The sequence below is a fragment of the uncultured Phascolarctobacterium sp. genome (genome assembly GCF_958349595.1).
In the GTDB taxonomy this organism is placed as follows: Bacteria; Bacillota; Negativicutes; order Acidaminococcales; family Acidaminococcaceae; genus Phascolarctobacterium.
Window position 1 is genome coordinate 15,999 of record NZ_CATWDQ010000023.1, and the last position, 15,849, is coordinate 31,847.

Sequence of the window (15,849 nt, forward strand, 5' to 3'; positions counted from 1 at the left end):
CCACCGCTTATTTAACGCCTAAGGCCAACTCCAGATTGTCGATATTACGCGTCATGATTTTTAAATAATCGTCACCCTTTTTTCTGCCGGCTTCACTCAGCCCTTCCAGCGGATCAAGTACCAGCGTTTGGGCGCCGGAGGCTTCCGCTACAGTCTGAGCGATGCGTGGGCTGACCAGAGTTTCAAAGAAAACATATTTGACCTGTTTCTCTTTGATCGTATCGATCAGTTTTTTCAAATCAGCCGGCGTCGGTTCCGCATCCGGAGAAATACCCATGATCGCCACCTGCTGCAAGCCATAATCTGCCGCCAGATGACCGAAAGCGGCATGCGTCGTAACAAACAGCTTTTGCGGCGCCTGCGCCGCCAGCTTCGTCAGGCGTTGATCCAGCTGCAGCAGCTGCTTCTGATAATCCTCGCTGTTCTTTTTATAAACAGCAGCATGTTCAGGGTCAGCCTGCACCAAAGCAGCCGTTATGGCGCCAACTTCCAGTACCGCTTTCCGGGGGCTCAGCCAGACATGCGGGTCTACATGAGTAGTTTTTTCGTCAAACAATCCTTTGCCGGCTTCCACACTGACTACCTTTTTATCCTGCACCGCTTCTAATGCGGGCTGCGCCCAGCTTTCAACACCACCGTTATAAACAAACAGCCTGGCATTACCTAATTTAGTCAGATCCCTGGCCGTTGGTTCCCAGTCATGCGGTTCCACGCCGTCTGCGATTAACGTCTCGACCTGCACCAGATCGCCGCCGATCTGTCTGGTAAAATCAGCCATGGGATAAAAGCTTGCCACTACCGGCAGCTTGCCCTCAGCCTGTTTTTGTTCACTGCCGCAGCCAACTGCAGCCAATAAAACCATACCCAATATTACAGCCAAAAGCTTCTTCATTCCTACCTCCTACAAGATACCGCAGCTAAAATTTATTATTAAGCAGTAAGCCGCTTTACTTCTCTCCGTTATTTTCTCTCCAAAATACACCAGCCTCATTGCTGCTCCTGATCACCTCTTTTTACAGACTGCTCACTTATCACATTCCTCGCAATAGCCATATAAAATACTGTGCTGCAGACTTAAATTAAATTTATGCTTCTGCAGTACATGCTCCGAAAACATATCCAAATGCTCGCAGCTCAGAGGAATGACCTTTCTGCACTTCAGGCACACCAGCTTCCCTCTTAGATCTGCCTGCGGACAAGGCAACCGCCAATATTGCGTTCCTGAACCATCCACCGGCTGGATCTTGATGACAGAGCCTTCCACAGCCTGCCGCTCTAAAAAACGATACACCGTCGTCTGGCCTATGTCGATCTGTAGTTTTTGCAGACTGCCCAGCAAATCTTTGACAGTTAAAAAATTATGTTTATCCTCTAAAAAATATTGCAGCATCGCTTCCTGCTGAGCAGTTTTATAAGGATTACGTTTTTTCATGAGGCACTCCTTAATTTGAAATTGAAATTCATATTCACATCTTACTCCGATTTAAAAACCTTGTCAAGAAAACAGTATGTCATTACGGCTTGAAGAAATTCTATAATCCCCCTGCAAAATAGAGTATAATACTGTTAACAAACATCTTTATTTAAGGAGGATCTCTGCCATGCTCACTAAATTACCAGCCAAAGCTAAAATCGCCGCATTCGATATCGACGCGCAAAATACCTTTACCCCCATCTGCCCCGACGAACTTCCTGTTGCCGAAGGTGACCAGATCGTCAGCGAGCTTAATGCTCAGGCAGCATTAGCAGCTTTGCGTATCGGCTCCCGCGACGCCCATACACCTCAGGCAGTCTGGATCGCGGACAGTAAGCATCCTGTGCTCAGCCCCGTCAGCGGTTATCCAGATGTCGACGTGCGCTGGCCGGCCCACGCCATCATCGGCACTAAAGGCTTCGACTTTATCGAAGGACTTGACCCCAAAGCCTATGATTTCCAGGTCTACAAAGGTATCGAGATCGACAAACACCCCTATGGGGCCTGTTATCATGATTTAGCCAACACGCTTTCCACCGGCGTCATTGAGTATCTGCGGGAGCATGGCGTCACCACGGTGATCTGCGGCGGCCTGGCTACCGATTACTGCGTCAAGAACACGGTACTGCAATTACGCGCCGCCGGCTTTGAGGTAATCCTGAACCTCGCCGCCTGCCGCGGCATCGCCCCGGACACAGTTGCAGCGGCACTTGCAGAAATGCGTGCCCAGAATGTCACTATCGTCGAAAACACGGCAGAATTGAAGAATATGCTGTAAAACGACAAATAAAAAGGACGAGCTGCCGCTCGTCCTTTTTATTTATTATATTTAATCCTTATGCCAAACTTCGATACCTTGCTGACTGGGCAGGATCGCCGGGTCAAATTCAGGCTCTTCGATACCGGCACGTTTTTGATCCATATAATCATGCAGGGCAATATAAGCATACTTGCCCAAAAGCGCAATCGCCACCAAATTTGTGATCGCCATCAGTGCCATAAAAAGATCCGCCATATCCCAAACCAACGCAACTTTAGCCACGCTCCCAAACAAAACCATACCCACAACGAAAACACGGAACAGCATCAGCGTCATATAATTTTTACTGATAAAGCCGATATTGATCTCGCCATAATAATAATTACCTACAATAGAACTGAACGCAAACAGACAGATCATGCCTGCCAGAAAGCTCGGTGCCCAGGGACCTAACTGCTGCGATAAAGATTGCTGCACCAGTTCGATACCGGTCAGCTTGCCTTCGGTGTAACCATCGGAAAGCAGCACGATAAAAGCAGAAGCCGAGCAGACTAGCAGCGTATCGACAAAAACGCCAAAAGCCTGGATCAGGCCCTGTTTGACCGGATGCGTAGCGCTGGCGGTAGCGGCAGCATTTGGTACACTGCCCATGCCAGCCTCGTTCGAAAACAGGCCGCGCTTGATACCAGTCATCAAAGCTGCGCCCATACCGCCGCCGGCTACGGCCTGCCAGCCAAAGGCAGATTCAAAAATAGTGGCAAAAACCTGCGGCAACTTCTCAATATTCATCAGTGTCACACCTAAAGCAATCAAAAGGTACAAGCCGGCCATGATCGGCACCATCCATTCGGCGACCTTCGCAATACGCGCTACACCGCCAAAAATAACAATACCTGTCAATGCGGCAATAATGCAGCCCATCACGAAACGGTCCAGACCAAAAGCAGCCTGCAGAGAAACCGTGATCGTATTCGCCTGCACGGAATTAAAAATCAAACCGAAGGTCACACTGATCAGCACGGCAAACAAGGCCGCCATCGGTTTATTGCCCAGCACGTTTTTAATATAGTAGGCCGGACCGCCGCGATAACCGCCGCCTTCGCGCGGCACTTTGTAAATTTGGGCCAAAGTGCTTTCAATAAAGCCCGTCGCCGAGCCTAAAACGGCGATGATCCACATCCAGAAAATAGCGCCGGGCCCGCCGCTGACGATCGCGATCGCGATACCGGCGATATTACCAACGCCTACACGGGAAGCAGTGCTGACACAAAAGGCCTGAAACGAAGAAATATGGTTGTGTTCAGTTTTCTGACCCACGCCTTCCTTTAAAAGACGCACCATTTCTTTCAGGCAGCGCACCTGCACGAACCGGGTCTTAAGCGAGAACCAGATCCCCAGACCCACCAGCATCACGATCAAAACATACGACCATAAAATATCATTGGCAAAAGCAACAAAACTCTCTAAAAACTCCATTTTCTCTCTCCTTTGCAATCAGACCTGTCTTACTTTTCACGCTCTGCAGGCACCTCGACATATTCGCTGCCGACCTGCTCCAGCTGCGTCATTCTGTTAAGCGCCTCAGTCAGCCACCGCTCCGCCTCGTCCTGCTGTTCCTTTCTCATATACAGCAAAATCCTGGCCTGCTGACCGTATTCCACCGACGCCACTGTAAACAGCTGCTGCTGGTAGATAATATTCAGGAGTTTGCCTGCGTCCGCCGCGTCCGCAGTCAAAGCAAAGGTACCCATTAAAAGCTTCCGGGCCAGACCGCAGCCCTGCACAGCTTTCGACACACTGCCTGTATACGCACGCACCAATCCGCCTGCCCCCAGCTTGATCCCGCCGAAATACCGTGTCACCACCGCCGCTACGCCGCTGAGTTCGTTCTTGCGCAGCACTTCAAGCATCGGCAGGCCTGCCGTCCCCGACGGTTCGCCGTCATCACTTGATCTTTGCGCCAGCTCATCAATAATATAAGCGGAACAGTTATGGGTGGCATCCCAAAACTCTTTTTTTACCGCTTTGATAAACTCCTGCGCTTCTGCTTCGCTGCTTACCTTTTTCAGCGTACAGATGAAGCGCGACTTCTCAATAACGGTTTCAGCACGATAATCGCTCCTGATGGTATACAATGCTTTTCTCCTTTACTGTACGATATTTTTATTATAACATAAGGCAATATTTCCTGAAACTTTATCTTTAGTCTTTTATCTTTAAAATTTTTTTGTTATAATGTTTGGAAGTATTGATAGAAAATGCAGACTTCTGCTGTTTTTTGCAGACAAAAATCTACACCGCAAGGTGTTGATCTGATATACTTTTATTTTTATATAAGGGAAAGAGGTTTTATGCAATGAAAACGTTTTGTCATCTGATAGGAAAATACTTTGGCATCATCGCCATCGTCTTTCTTATCCTGGGTATGACCATACCCGACAGCTTTAAATGGGTAGTCGGCAATTTAGGCGGCATCCCGGTTTTGAGTACCTTGCTGGGCGTTATTATGTTCGGCATGGGCACCACACTCAATCTCCGTGACTTTGCTTTAGTCTTAAAACGTCCTCTCGATGTTTTTGTCGGCGTCTGCGCCCAATATCTTATCATGCCTTCGCTGGCTTTTTTACTGGCGATGGCCTTCAATCTTGACCCGGCTCTTACTGCCGGCGTAGTTTTGGTAGGTACCTGCCCCGGCGGCACTTCCTCCAACGTCATCACCTTCATGTCTAAAGGTGACCTGGCCTTATCTGTAACCATGACCAGTGTTTCCACACTGCTTTCACCGATCCTTACTCCGCTCATCACCTATCAGCTCATTGGGCAGAAAATAGCTTTTGACCCGCTGGGTATGTTCTGGAGTATCATTCAAATCGTTATCATACCTATCTGTCTTGGCCTAGCTGTCAAATCACTGCTGCCGAAGCTGGCCGAGCAAGCCACCGATTATCTGCCCGCTGTTTCGGCTATCGCCATCTCCCTGATCATTGCCGGCGTTATTGCCGTCAGCCGCGATAATATCCTCAAAACCTCCGGCGTCATCCTGCTGGTAGTAATCTGCCACAACTGCCTCGGCTATCTGTTAGGCTTTATCTTAGCCCGCCTCACCGGCATGAGCTGGAAAAAAGCTATTGCTCTTTCCGTTGAAGTCGGCATGCAGAACTCCGGTCTGGCTACCGGCCTTGCCAAAGCGCATTTTACCTCGATGCCGATGGCTACCGTTCCGGGCGCAATCTTTTCGGCCTGGCATAATATATCCGGCGCCCTTTTGGCCTGGATCTTCGTTAACTTTCTCAATCCCAGATATGCTCCTGTCGAAGAAGAAGAACCTGTATTATTCAAAGCTTAATCCTACAGAGAGATAAAAATTAAGCAGGCGTCCGTTTCTTACCAAAGAAGCGGACGTTTTTTTATTCCCGGCAAACGCTGCTTCTCAAACCGTAAACAACAGTGTATAATTCACTTAAGTAATATTTTTAAAATCTATCAGCAAATATATCTGTTTTGCCGATATTTATAAAGGAGTTGCCGCAGTGTCCGAACTTGCTCCCCTCATCGAAGATCTGGCCTTCATTCTTGTTCTGGCCGGCATCGTTACTATCTTCTGCAAAAAATTCAATCAGCCTTTGGTTTTAGGTTATATTTTAGCAGGCTTCTTTGCCAGCCCGCATTTTAACCTGCTGCCAAATGTAGTCGATACAGCCAATATCGCCGTCTGGTCAGATATCGGCGTTATTTTTATTTTATTCAGCCTCGGCCTTGACTTCAACTTTGCCAAAATCAAAAGTATCGGCGGCACAGCGCTGATCGCCGCCGTGACAGAACTTGCAGGCATCACGCTGCTGGGCTACGGCTGCGCCCGTCTGCTGGGCTGGCAGCCGCTCGACAGTCTCTTTGCCGGCGCCATGCTGACCATGTCTTCTACAGCCGTTGTCAGCAAAACCTTCGAAGAGCTGGGCCTTTTAAAAGAACGCTTCACGCAGTTTACCTTCGGCATCTTAGTATTGGAAGATATTTCCGGGATCATCATGATGGTCATGCTCTCGACCATTGCCGCTGCTGGCGCAGCCATTTCCGGTACGGAAATGCTGGGCAGTATCGGCGAACTGGCTTTTTTCCTCATCATCTGCTTTGTCTGCGGTATCTTCTTCCTGCCCACCTTCTTTCGTAAGGTCAGTCAATACCTGACTTCGGAAACACTGCTTATTTTTTCGCTGGGCCTGTGCCTGAGCATGGTCGTACTGGCAACTAAAATGGGCTTCTCTTCGGCGCTGGGAGCTTTTCTCATGGGTTCGCTGCTTTCCGGTACCGTGTTTACCGAAACCACAAAAAAACTTTTAACACCGGTCAAAGATCTTTTTTCCGGGATCTTTTTCGTTTCTGTCGGCATGATGGTCGACCCTGTCCTGGTCATTAAATATGCGCTGCCGATCGCCGTGCTTACTATTACCCTGATCATCGGCAAGACTGTTTTTGCCTCACTGGGTGTCATTCTGGCCGGCAAAGACCTGCAGACAGCGTTACGCTGCGGCTTCAGTTTGACGCAGTTGGGTGAGATAACCTTTATCGTCGCCTCCATCGGCGCCACCCTCAAGGTCACCAGCGCTTTCTTATATCCTGTTTTCGTAGCGGTTTCAGTTATCAGTATTTTTCTGACGCCGTCCATCCTGCGCCGGGCCGACAAAGTTTCCTCTTGGCTCATGCGCCGGCTGCCGGCAAGACTGCTGCGCCTTTTACCGCAGCCTGACGAAGCGCCAGCCAGCCAGGAACAGCGCAGTGCCTGGAAGGAATTACTGCAAAGCTACTTTACACGCCTCACAGTCTTCTGCGTCATCCTCAGCTTCCTCTCCTATCTTGGGCAAAGTAAGCTGCTGCCATATTGCCACAGACTTTTTGACGGCTACACAGCCGATATTATTGCCGCCGTCATCCTGCTGCTGTGTATGGGTCCTTTTTTAATGGCTGTTATGTTCCAGCGGGTCGCGCATACTGATCTTATCTCAAGCCTGTGGTTCCAAAAAACTACTAATCACCTGCCCCTGTTCCTTTTACTTTTTCTCAAAATCGCCATTGGCTCATTCTTCATTTTGTCTGTGTTCACAGGCATTTTAGGGTTCAGCAAATTCATTGCTTTTGCCGCTGCCTGCATCCTGGCAAAGTTTATTTATTCCTCAGAATATTTCGTAGAACGCTATTTACAGATCGAATCCCAGTTTCTGATAAATTTAAACGCCAAAACTTTAGCAGAACGAAAAAAGCATACTGCCGATCACCCTACCTGGCTGGACGAGCAATTATATGTCAAGCGCTACCGGGTCGCAACCAATTCTCTCTATGGCGGCAAAAGCCTCAAAGAACTGAATCTGCACCGTCGCTATAATGTTTTTGTCCTGGAGATCCAAAACGGCAGCCAGATATTACCTATTCCCGACGGCAAGGACGTCATCTATGCAGGTTCCCAGCTGCTTTTAGCAGGTACGCCCAGGCAGCTGCATAATTTTGAGCTGGCGATCCAGTCCTATGATATGCAGATCCTGCCACTGGCAACAGATAACCTGCAAACCCTGCATCAGTTTTTAGCCGATCCCAAACAGGGCAGCGCAACTTATTTCTGTTATGCGATGCCGATCGACAAACATTCGCCGCTCTGCGGCTCCACCCTCAAAAAAAGTTCCTATCTCGGCAACGTCAATTGTCTGGCACTGGGTTTGGAACGGGGGAATTATACCCATCTCAATCCTGATGCTTCCTTTGTTTTTAAAAAGGGCGACCTCCTCTGGATCATTGGCACTCAGGAAATGATGAACCAGCTTTTTATCAGCGAAACTATTTAAAAAGACAGCAGAGAAAATTCTCTGCTGTCTTTTTTCATTTTTTCTGCATTTTATGTTCATACATCTTCATATCTACACGTTCCAAAAACTCTTCCAAAGTTTCTTTGCCGTCATAGACCGCCACACCGCAGCTGATCTCTATATTGTATTCACTGCACCCTTTTCTGAAGCTGTGGCCTGCGATTTCTTCCGTCATCTGCCGGCAAAGCTTCTCCACATATTCACTGTCACTGAAGGGACAGGCCAGCAAAAACTCATCGCCGCCGATCCTTGCCGCCCAGCCACTGCACTGCTCATTAAGCGCGTTGATTTTTCCGACCACATACAAAATGACCTCATCACCGCACAAATGCCCGAATCTATCATTGACGTTTTTGAAGTGGTCGATATCGATAAGCGCCAGCGTCAGCTGCAAATGCTCTTTTTGTACGGCAAACATTTCCCGCAGCAGGTTATTGGCATGTCCCTTGCTGTACAATCCCGTAAAACTGTCACGGGCAGCCAGTTCGCTGTAGCTGCTGATCAGCTCGCGCAGTTCGCTGCTATCCTCGCTGGTAGCGTCATAAACGCTGAAAGAATTTGTCACGTCGCGGCCTAATTCCAGCACATACCCTTTCCCGTCTTTTTCCCAGGGCGTACTGAGGATCAAAATACTTTTATCACCCAGATATTCCATTTTCATGATCTGCTTCTGCTGCTGGACTGCCCGCTCCGAGGAACAATTGGGGCAGGGCTTGCTGCGGTTCCACAATTCATAGCATTTACGGCAGCCGGCACGCATTCTGCCGTTATCATAATCGTATACTAAATGCGTCTGCATATCCACAAAACGATAAACGTCAAATAATTTATCTACGGTCAGCTGCTCCAGAAGCCCCTGATCAATTGCATCTATCGGATATATATTTTCTTCTAATTCTATACTATCTATACCCTTTAAAGCCATTTAGTCCACTCTTTCATATTTTTTATTAATTGCTTATTATTTTATAATTATAACAAATATAAATTACATTGACAACGATTACTCACTGCATTTTTACATATGCTATAATAAATGTATACTATTTTTTGAGGTCATCTATTATGGATATAAAAAACCTGATACAAACATTACGGCACAAACAACAGCTGCCGCCAGCACAAATGCAGCTATTACTGACTGCTGCTTTCAGCGACGACGACGCCCGTACGGAGCTCGCTCGCCAGGCACAGCAGACCGCACAGGCTGTTTTCGGCAACAAAATCTATATTCGCGGACTGATCGAGTTCACCAACTATTGCAGGAATGACTGCTATTACTGCGGTATCCGCCGCAGTAACGCCGCAGCCAGCCGTTACCGCCTGAGCAAAAAACAGATACTTTCCTGCTGTGAGCAGGGGTACGCTTTAGGCTTTCGGACCTTTGTCCTCCAGGGCGGCGAAGATCTTACCTACAGCGACGCCGACATGGCGGCTATTATCACCGCTATCAGGCAAGCCTATCCCGACTGCGCCATAACGCTTTCAGTAGGCGAACGCAGCCGCACGACTTATCAGCTGTGGAAGGAAGCCGGCGCTGACCGCTATCTGCTGCGTCATGAAACAGCAAATGACGAACATTATGCCCGCCTGCATCCGGCAGAGCTTAAGCTGAGCAACCGCAAACGCTGCCTTTATGATCTGAAGGAACTGGGCTATCAGGTCGGCACCGGCTTCATGGTCGGCTCGCCCTGGCAGACACTGGACAACCTGCTGAACGATCTGGCCTTTATCAGTGAACTGCAGCCGCAGATGATCGGTATCGGCCCCTTTATTCCCCACCATGCAACACCTTTTAACAATTATCCTGCCGGGACGCTGGCGCAGACCTTAACAATGCTGTCCGTCCTGCGCCTGATGTTTCCCAAAGTATTACTGCCCGCTACAACGGCCCTCGGAACCATCGCTTTCAACGGCCGCGAACTGGGTATTTTAGCAGGCGCCAACGTCGTCATGCCCAACCTTTCTCCGGCAGACGTCCGCCAGAATTATCTTCTTTATGATAATAAACTCTGCAGCGGCGCTGAAGCTGCAGAAGCCAAGAATGACCTCGCCGCACGGCTGCACGCTATCGGCTACGAAATAGCCGAAGGCCGCGGTGATTATAAGGAGTCCTGACAATGCTAGCAAAAGATCAAGTCATCAATACCTACCGCGCGCTCAATAACTGGCGCAGCTTTCGCCTGAAGCTGTTTATCGAAGGTATCATCATCGGTATACTTTCAGGGCTGATCATCAGCTTTTTCCGCTGGTCGCTGAATCTGGTCGAAACCAACAGGGAACATATTTACACCTTTCTTAACAATGCCAGCTGGTATTGGACCGCTTTTTGGTTCATCGCTTTAGCCGTGATCGCCTTCATTTTAGACAGACTTACCAAATATGAACCACTGGCCGCCGGCAGCGGTATTCCTCAGGTCAAAGGCGCTATCTTAGGTTTCATTAAAATGCGCTGGCTGCGCATCCTCTGGGTCAAACTGATCGCAGGTATCATCGGTATCGGCGCCGGCCTTTCCCTGGGCCGGGAAGGACCCTCGATCCAGCTTGGCGCCGTCACAGCGCAGGGGCTCAGCCGCCTGCTGAAACGTACCCGGCTTGAAGAACGTTACCTGCTTACAAGCGGCGCCAGTGCCGGCTTGGCAGCAGCCTTCAACGCTCCGTTAGCGGGCGTTATTTTTGCTTTAGAAGAGCTGCACCGCAATTTCTCCGTCGTCGTACTGCTGCCAGCTATGGCTGCCGCAATGACGGCAACAGTTATTTCCCGCTTTTTCTTTGGTAACAATACTATTTTTGATTTCTTTGGACTGCCTTTTCTGCCGTTGGAATATTACGGTTATGTAGCGCTTTTAAGCCTTGTCGTAGGTTTGGCAGGCGTAGTTTTTAATGCCGGGCTTTTGAATATCCCCCGCTTTTATAATCGCTTTCCTACTCCTTTCAGCAAAATCGTCTTTGCCTTGTTCTGCGCCGGCATTTTAGGTTTCATTTATCCGCAGGTGCTGGGCGGCGGCAACGAATTGATCAATAATATTGCTAAAACGCCTTACCCGCTGCAGGCTTTATTACTGCTGCTGGCAGGTAAATTCATTTTTACGATGCTTAGCTACGGCAGCGGCGTCCCCGGCGGCTTCTTTCTGCCCATGCTTGTCATCGGGGCGCTCACAGGCAGCGTCATCAGCAATATCATGATCACTTTAGGGCTTCTTAACCCTTTCTTTTATTCCAATATCATCGTCATTTCCATGGCCGCTTTCTTTTCCGCCTCGGTACGGGCACCTATCACAGGTATCATCCTGATCATGGAAATGACCGGTTCCTTCCAGCATATGCTGGTCCTGTCCATCGCTTCTATCGTAGCCTTCATCGCCGCCGAACTTTGCCGCAGCAAACCGATCTACGAAGAGCTGCTGGCGCGCAGCCTGAAAAACTCCGGCAAAAATGACGGCAGCCGCTGTGAAAAACAGCGTAACGTCATTGAACTGGCAGTCTGCAGCGGCAGTCCTATCGACGGACATCTGATCAAGGAAATAAAATGGCCCGAGCATACGCTGCTCGTGGATGTCAAACGCGGCGAAAGCGATCTGATCCCTATAGGCGACACAAGATTGCGGGCCGGCGACTTCCTCTATGTCCTCACTGACGATACATTAGCCAAAGATCTTCGTAAAATGGCGGAAGGCGAGTAATCTTATTCTTTTGTGTTGCGAATTTTTACTGATAACTTATCAGTTCTCCCTTGTCAAATAGTTATTTTTTCGATATAATGTAAAGCACATTCTGTTTCTTATCAGAATGATAAACTTGTACTTATCTATAATTTGAGGAGGGGTTCCCACATGGACAAAGTTAAGGAAACCTTAAATAAGGTTCCGCTGTCCGGATATATTGTTCTGGTAATCGCCATTGCAATTTTCTCCGGTCTGTTTGCAAATGCCGGTCATGGTCTGAACATTTTCGACTTTGACACTTTAAACGGTAAATTCGGTACAATGAAAAGCGCTAAAGCAACTTTCTCAGGTCAAGGCGGCAGCGGTGCACGCGACGGCTTCCTGTTTGCTTTCGGTCTGGCTCCCGGCGTTATGCTGGCAATGGGCCTCATCGAAGTAGTTGAACATTACGGCGGTCTGAAAGCTGCTCAAAAGCTGATGACTCCGATCCTGCGTCCGATCCTTGGCATTCCAGGCGTCTGTGGTATCGCGCTCGTTTCTTCCCTGCAAAGCACCGACGCCGGTGCAGGTATGACCAGACAATTACATTTGGAAAAACAGATCACTGATAATGAAATGCTCATTTTCAGTGCCTTCCAGTTTACAGCAGGCGGCCTGATTACTAATTACCTTTCTTCCGGCTCCGCACTGTTCGGTTTCCTTACCGTGCCTATTTCCGTGCCGTTGGCAGTACTGTTCGTCATGAAAATTTTCGGCGCGAACATGATGCGTGCTTATGTAAAAATGTTCTGCAAGGAGGGTATCTGATCAATGAGTGAAGAAAAAATCAACCACGCACCCGAAGATGCTGCTGCAGCGGCAGAAGCAGAACTTAACGCAAAATTGGCCAAACCTTCTTTAATGGATATTTTTGTCCGCGGCGCCCGCAAAGGCTGGGATATTGCCATCGACAACATCATCCCTAACGTGCTGATGGCTTATGTCTGCATCAAAATTTTAAATGTTACCGGTCTTCTGACTTTAGCCGGTAAATTCTTTGCTCCGGTCATGGCACTTTGGGGCCTGCCCGGTGAAGCGATCATGGTCATTTTCAGTGCGCTCATGTCCATGGGCGGCGCTGTTGGCGTCTGCATGGCGCTTTATAACGACGGCGGCATCGACGAACGTTCTATTACGATCGTTATCCCCGCGATCTATCTTTTAGGTTCCAAGATCCAATATCTGGGTCGTTTGCTGGGTACTGCCGGCGTACCGTCCAGACATTATCCGGTACTGATCGGTATTTCTTTTGTTAATGCCGGTATCGCCATGTTCATTATGAAAATTTTGACCATGTAAACAACGCAATTCCTTTAATTTCACAGTCAAAAAAGACACGATTAAAATCGTGTCTTTTTTATTTGGCTGCGTCAGTTTTTAAATCTTTTTTTGCTTTTTATTCTTTTAATATTTCTGCTTCCTGTAGATTGATCTCATCAAAGATCGTCGTCTCAATTTTTACGCTGTTGCTGTCCAACCTGATTCTACGCTGTTCATCAATATGCAATCGCCTATCATCAGGTACGTTTTCTTCCCACATATACGGAACTTTTTTCTGAATACTGATCAAAGCGGCTGCATACTTATCTCCCATATCGGGAATGGGTCCAGGTTTTGGCGGCTCAGGTCGTGGTTCGGCTTTCAGTACCAGCTTGCCTGTCAGCTGCAGGTCATAACCGTCCTGCGTGGAATATAACAGCTCGCTCAAATCATATTCGCCTGCTGCTAAATTCTCCAGTCCCAATATTTTATCAGGGTCTACTGTTATCCCCAATGCCTGCAGCCTGGCCAGCAGCGCTGCCTTACAATCACTGCCTGCTGTAGCTTCCACATTGCCGACATCGCCGCTGATCGTTTCTAAAAAGCTTTGCAAATATGGCGCTGTCTGTTTTTGTCCTGTCTGCCATGCATTTTTATCGTCATCACCCAACCCTTCTGCAAAGGCCTTGTTGAATGCCGCCAGAGTTGTATATTCTGCATTATCATCATATTTTTTGTAACATGCAACAGTAAAATCGTAATAATATGCATTATTCACGGTAGAGGATTGACCTGTCAGTCCTATAAGAGGGCCATAATTACTTTTACCTGTTATCTTACTGACGCTGTACACATTAATTACGGCACCATTACTATAACCGCAGATACCACCTACATATTGGGAAGTATTTTTGCTTAAAATTTCTCCAATATTATAAGAATTTTTAATAGTATTATCTGTATCGTTCTTTCCTGTAATGCCACCTAAGTAATGATTTCCACTGATAGTACCAGTGTTATAGCAATTTTCTATACTGCCTTTTATACTTAATCCACTGATTCCACCTATATATTGTGAAACACCAGCAATACTGCCTGTATTATAATTATTAATTATTTTCCCTGCATTATTATAACCTGTAATACCTCCTGTATATTTGGAAACACCAGCAATGTTACCTGTATTATAGTTATTAATTAGTTCCCCTTCGTAATTATAACCTGCTATACCTCCTGTATAATCTTTACAATCGATATTTCCAGTATTATAACAATTTTCTATCGTCCCTACTTTATTATAACCAACAATACCTCCTATACATTGAGAACTACCGGCAAGGCTGCCGGTATTATAACAGTTTTTTATCGTTCCCGCATTATTATAGCCTGCAATACCGCCTATCTTTTCCACACCACCGCTAATATTTGCCTCATTGGCTGTATTAATGATCGTACCATAATTATATCCGGCTATTCCTGATACATATGAAGCACTAACTGCATTTATATTTCCTTGATTGCTCGAATTAATGATGGTTCCTTTAATGTTATTCCTGCCTGTTACCCCGCCAATATATTTACCCTTACCAGTTACTATACCATTAAAAGAATTATTAACATTTTCCAATCTTCCTGTCGTAGAAGCTTCATTATAACCAACGATACCACCAATATAGTCCTCACCGGTAACAGCGGCATCATTTTTTGCATTAATAATAATATCGTCATTCTTTCCAGCAATACCGCCCACCTGCTTTTCAGCAGAAACGCTGCCCTTATTTACAACGTTACTTACTGTACCACTGATAAAATTAGTGCCAACGATACCGCCGACCAGTACGTATCCTTCAACAGCCCCTTCATTATAGGCATTGTTGATTATACCGTTACCTCTATTCATACCAGCAATACCACCTACCTGCTGCTTATTATTGAGTTCAGGAGTATTTAGCCCAACCACTTTACCATAGTTTTCCGCAGTATCTATTACCCCGCCATAATTATGACCAACGATACCGCCTATATCCAAAGCTCCTGTCACTGTGCCATAGTTTTTTATTTTCTCCACTCTGCCGCCTTCGTTATAACCGCAGATACCGCCTATATACGGCGGTTCTTTTGCTAATCCTGTAACATCTGCATTATTGACAGCCTCACTGATTATACCAGTTGCAGCATTATACCCGCTAATTCCCCCGGTTCTCTGGCTGCCATTAACAAAACCTTTGTTAGTAACAACCTCCAGCCGCCCGGCATTATATCCGACAATACCACCAACTGTACTTTGTCCAACTACTTTTGCTTCATTGATGACATGACTGATCGATCCCTTGTTCATACCAGTAATTGCCCCAGTTTCATGACGACCTGTAACCGCACCTGTAAGTGTAAAATTCTTCAAAATACCGTCTTGTCCAACTACGCCAAATAGCCCAACATAATCATCACTTGCCCTGTTTATATACAGGTCATTGATTGCATGACCCATGCCGTCAAAAACACCAGCGAAACTATTCTTACTATCGCCGATCGGATTAAAACCGGCGCCGCTGTTCCAGCCTTTGGTAGCACTGGCATCAATGTCACCCTTCAGCATATAGTTGCCGTTCAGATTATTTTGGATAGCCTGCAGTTCGTCAACAGTGCTGATCAAAAGACAATCGTTGACCGCCTTAGCCGTACCGTCCAGCGTACTGCCCTCCAGTCCCAAAGCGCTTGCTTTCTGACTTATTGCATTTGTGTTCGTTTTGTCCGTTACTTCGTAACCGATATTGATATTATTTTTAGCTTTTAAGCTGA

The 15,849-nt window shown here is 47.3% G+C and carries 13 protein-coding genes; 7 read left to right on the top strand and 6 right to left on the bottom strand.

The window, feature by feature from the left end; all coding sequences use genetic code 11:
* Positions 1–7: 7 nt before the first annotated feature.
* Positions 8–892: a metal ABC transporter solute-binding protein, Zn/Mn family gene (locus Q4G98_RS11630; protein ID WP_298565600.1), complete on the bottom strand. Its 885-nt coding sequence runs from the start codon at positions 890–892 to the stop codon at positions 8–10.
* A gap of 132 nt (positions 893–1,024) precedes the next feature.
* On the bottom strand, positions 1,025–1,432 hold the full coding sequence (locus Q4G98_RS11635; RefSeq protein WP_298565598.1) for a Fur family transcriptional regulator: 408 nt from the start codon (positions 1,430–1,432) through the stop codon (positions 1,025–1,027).
* Positions 1,433–1,601: 169 nt separating this feature from the next.
* Between Q4G98_RS11635 and Q4G98_RS11640 the strand changes: the two genes are divergently transcribed.
* Complete coding sequence (locus Q4G98_RS11640; protein ID WP_298565596.1) at positions 1,602–2,252, top strand: isochorismatase family protein; 651 nt, start codon at positions 1,602–1,604, stop codon at positions 2,250–2,252.
* Between the two features lie 51 nt (positions 2,253–2,303).
* On the opposite strand, the gene Q4G98_RS11645 is transcribed toward Q4G98_RS11640, so the two are convergent.
* A complete protein-coding gene (locus tag Q4G98_RS11645; RefSeq protein WP_177560868.1) occupies positions 2,304–3,710 on the bottom strand; it encodes a sodium:alanine symporter family protein in 1,407 nt (468 codons plus the stop codon).
* Between the two features lie 29 nt (positions 3,711–3,739).
* Entirely contained in the window at positions 3,740–4,369 is a 630-nt protein-coding gene (locus Q4G98_RS11650; RefSeq protein WP_177560869.1) for a YigZ family protein, read from the bottom strand.
* Between the two features lie 221 nt (positions 4,370–4,590).
* Between Q4G98_RS11650 and Q4G98_RS11655 the strand changes: the two genes are divergently transcribed.
* Positions 4,591–5,580, top strand: coding sequence for a bile acid:sodium symporter family protein (locus tag Q4G98_RS11655; RefSeq protein WP_177560870.1), 990 nt, complete (start codon positions 4,591–4,593; stop codon positions 5,578–5,580).
* A 184-nt stretch (positions 5,581–5,764) separates the two neighbouring features.
* Positions 5,765–8,065 carry a cation:proton antiporter gene (locus Q4G98_RS11660; protein WP_301961998.1) on the top strand — a complete coding sequence of 767 codons (2,301 nt, stop codon included), beginning with the start codon at positions 5,765–5,767 and terminating at the stop codon, positions 8,063–8,065.
* Positions 8,066–8,099: 34 nt separating this feature from the next.
* Here Q4G98_RS11660 and Q4G98_RS11665 read toward each other — a convergent pair whose 3' ends face one another.
* Positions 8,100–9,011, bottom strand: coding sequence for a GGDEF domain-containing protein (locus Q4G98_RS11665; RefSeq protein ID WP_177560872.1), 912 nt, complete (start codon positions 9,009–9,011; stop codon positions 8,100–8,102).
* A gap of 146 nt (positions 9,012–9,157) precedes the next feature.
* Between Q4G98_RS11665 and hydE the strand changes: the two genes are divergently transcribed.
* The 4 genes from hydE to Q4G98_RS11685 all read left to right on the top strand — a co-directional run bounded on the left by hydE (position 9,158) and on the right by Q4G98_RS11685 (position 13,089).
* Entirely contained in the window at positions 9,158–10,204 is a 1,047-nt protein-coding gene (hydE, locus tag Q4G98_RS11670; RefSeq protein WP_366917024.1) for a [FeFe] hydrogenase H-cluster radical SAM maturase HydE, read from the top strand.
* A 2-nt stretch (positions 10,205–10,206) separates the two neighbouring features.
* On the top strand, positions 10,207–11,769 hold the full coding sequence (locus Q4G98_RS11675; protein ID WP_293663421.1) for a ClC family H(+)/Cl(-) exchange transporter: 1,563 nt from the start codon (positions 10,207–10,209) through the stop codon (positions 11,767–11,769).
* A gap of 150 nt (positions 11,770–11,919) precedes the next feature.
* On the top strand, positions 11,920–12,558 hold the full coding sequence (locus Q4G98_RS11680; protein WP_293663420.1) for a nucleoside recognition domain-containing protein: 639 nt from the start codon (positions 11,920–11,922) through the stop codon (positions 12,556–12,558).
* A gap of 3 nt (positions 12,559–12,561) precedes the next feature.
* On the top strand, positions 12,562–13,089 hold the full coding sequence (locus Q4G98_RS11685) for a YjiG family protein (RefSeq protein WP_293663419.1): 528 nt from the start codon (positions 12,562–12,564) through the stop codon (positions 13,087–13,089).
* A 97-nt stretch (positions 13,090–13,186) separates the two neighbouring features.
* Here the strand turns inward: Q4G98_RS11685 and Q4G98_RS11690 are convergent.
* Positions 13,187–15,849: GLUG motif-containing protein (locus Q4G98_RS11690; RefSeq protein ID WP_298565582.1), on the bottom strand; the 2,663-nt coding region annotated here is incomplete at its 5' end.

Coding starts and splice junctions, on each gene's coding strand:
- Q4G98_RS11640 (WP_298565596.1), top strand. CDS start 1,602: ATGCTCACTAAATTACCAGCCAAAGCTAAAATCGCCGCATTCGATATC.
- Q4G98_RS11630 (WP_298565600.1), bottom strand. CDS start 892: ATGAAGAAGCTTTTGGCTGTAATATTGGGTATGGTTTTATTGGCTGCA.
- Q4G98_RS11675 (WP_293663421.1), top strand. CDS start 10,207: ATGCTAGCAAAAGATCAAGTCATCAATACCTACCGCGCGCTCAATAAC.
- Q4G98_RS11665 (WP_177560872.1), bottom strand. CDS start 9,011: ATGGCTTTAAAGGGTATAGATAGTATAGAATTAGAAGAAAATATATAT.
- Q4G98_RS11645 (WP_177560868.1), bottom strand. CDS start 3,710: ATGGAGTTTTTAGAGAGTTTTGTTGCTTTTGCCAATGATATTTTATGG.
- Q4G98_RS11685 (WP_293663419.1), top strand. CDS start 12,562: ATGAGTGAAGAAAAAATCAACCACGCACCCGAAGATGCTGCTGCAGCG.
- Q4G98_RS11680 (WP_293663420.1), top strand. CDS start 11,920: ATGGACAAAGTTAAGGAAACCTTAAATAAGGTTCCGCTGTCCGGATAT.
- Q4G98_RS11655 (WP_177560870.1), top strand. CDS start 4,591: ATGAAAACGTTTTGTCATCTGATAGGAAAATACTTTGGCATCATCGCC.
- Q4G98_RS11635 (WP_298565598.1), bottom strand. CDS start 1,432: ATGAAAAAACGTAATCCTTATAAAACTGCTCAGCAGGAAGCGATGCTG.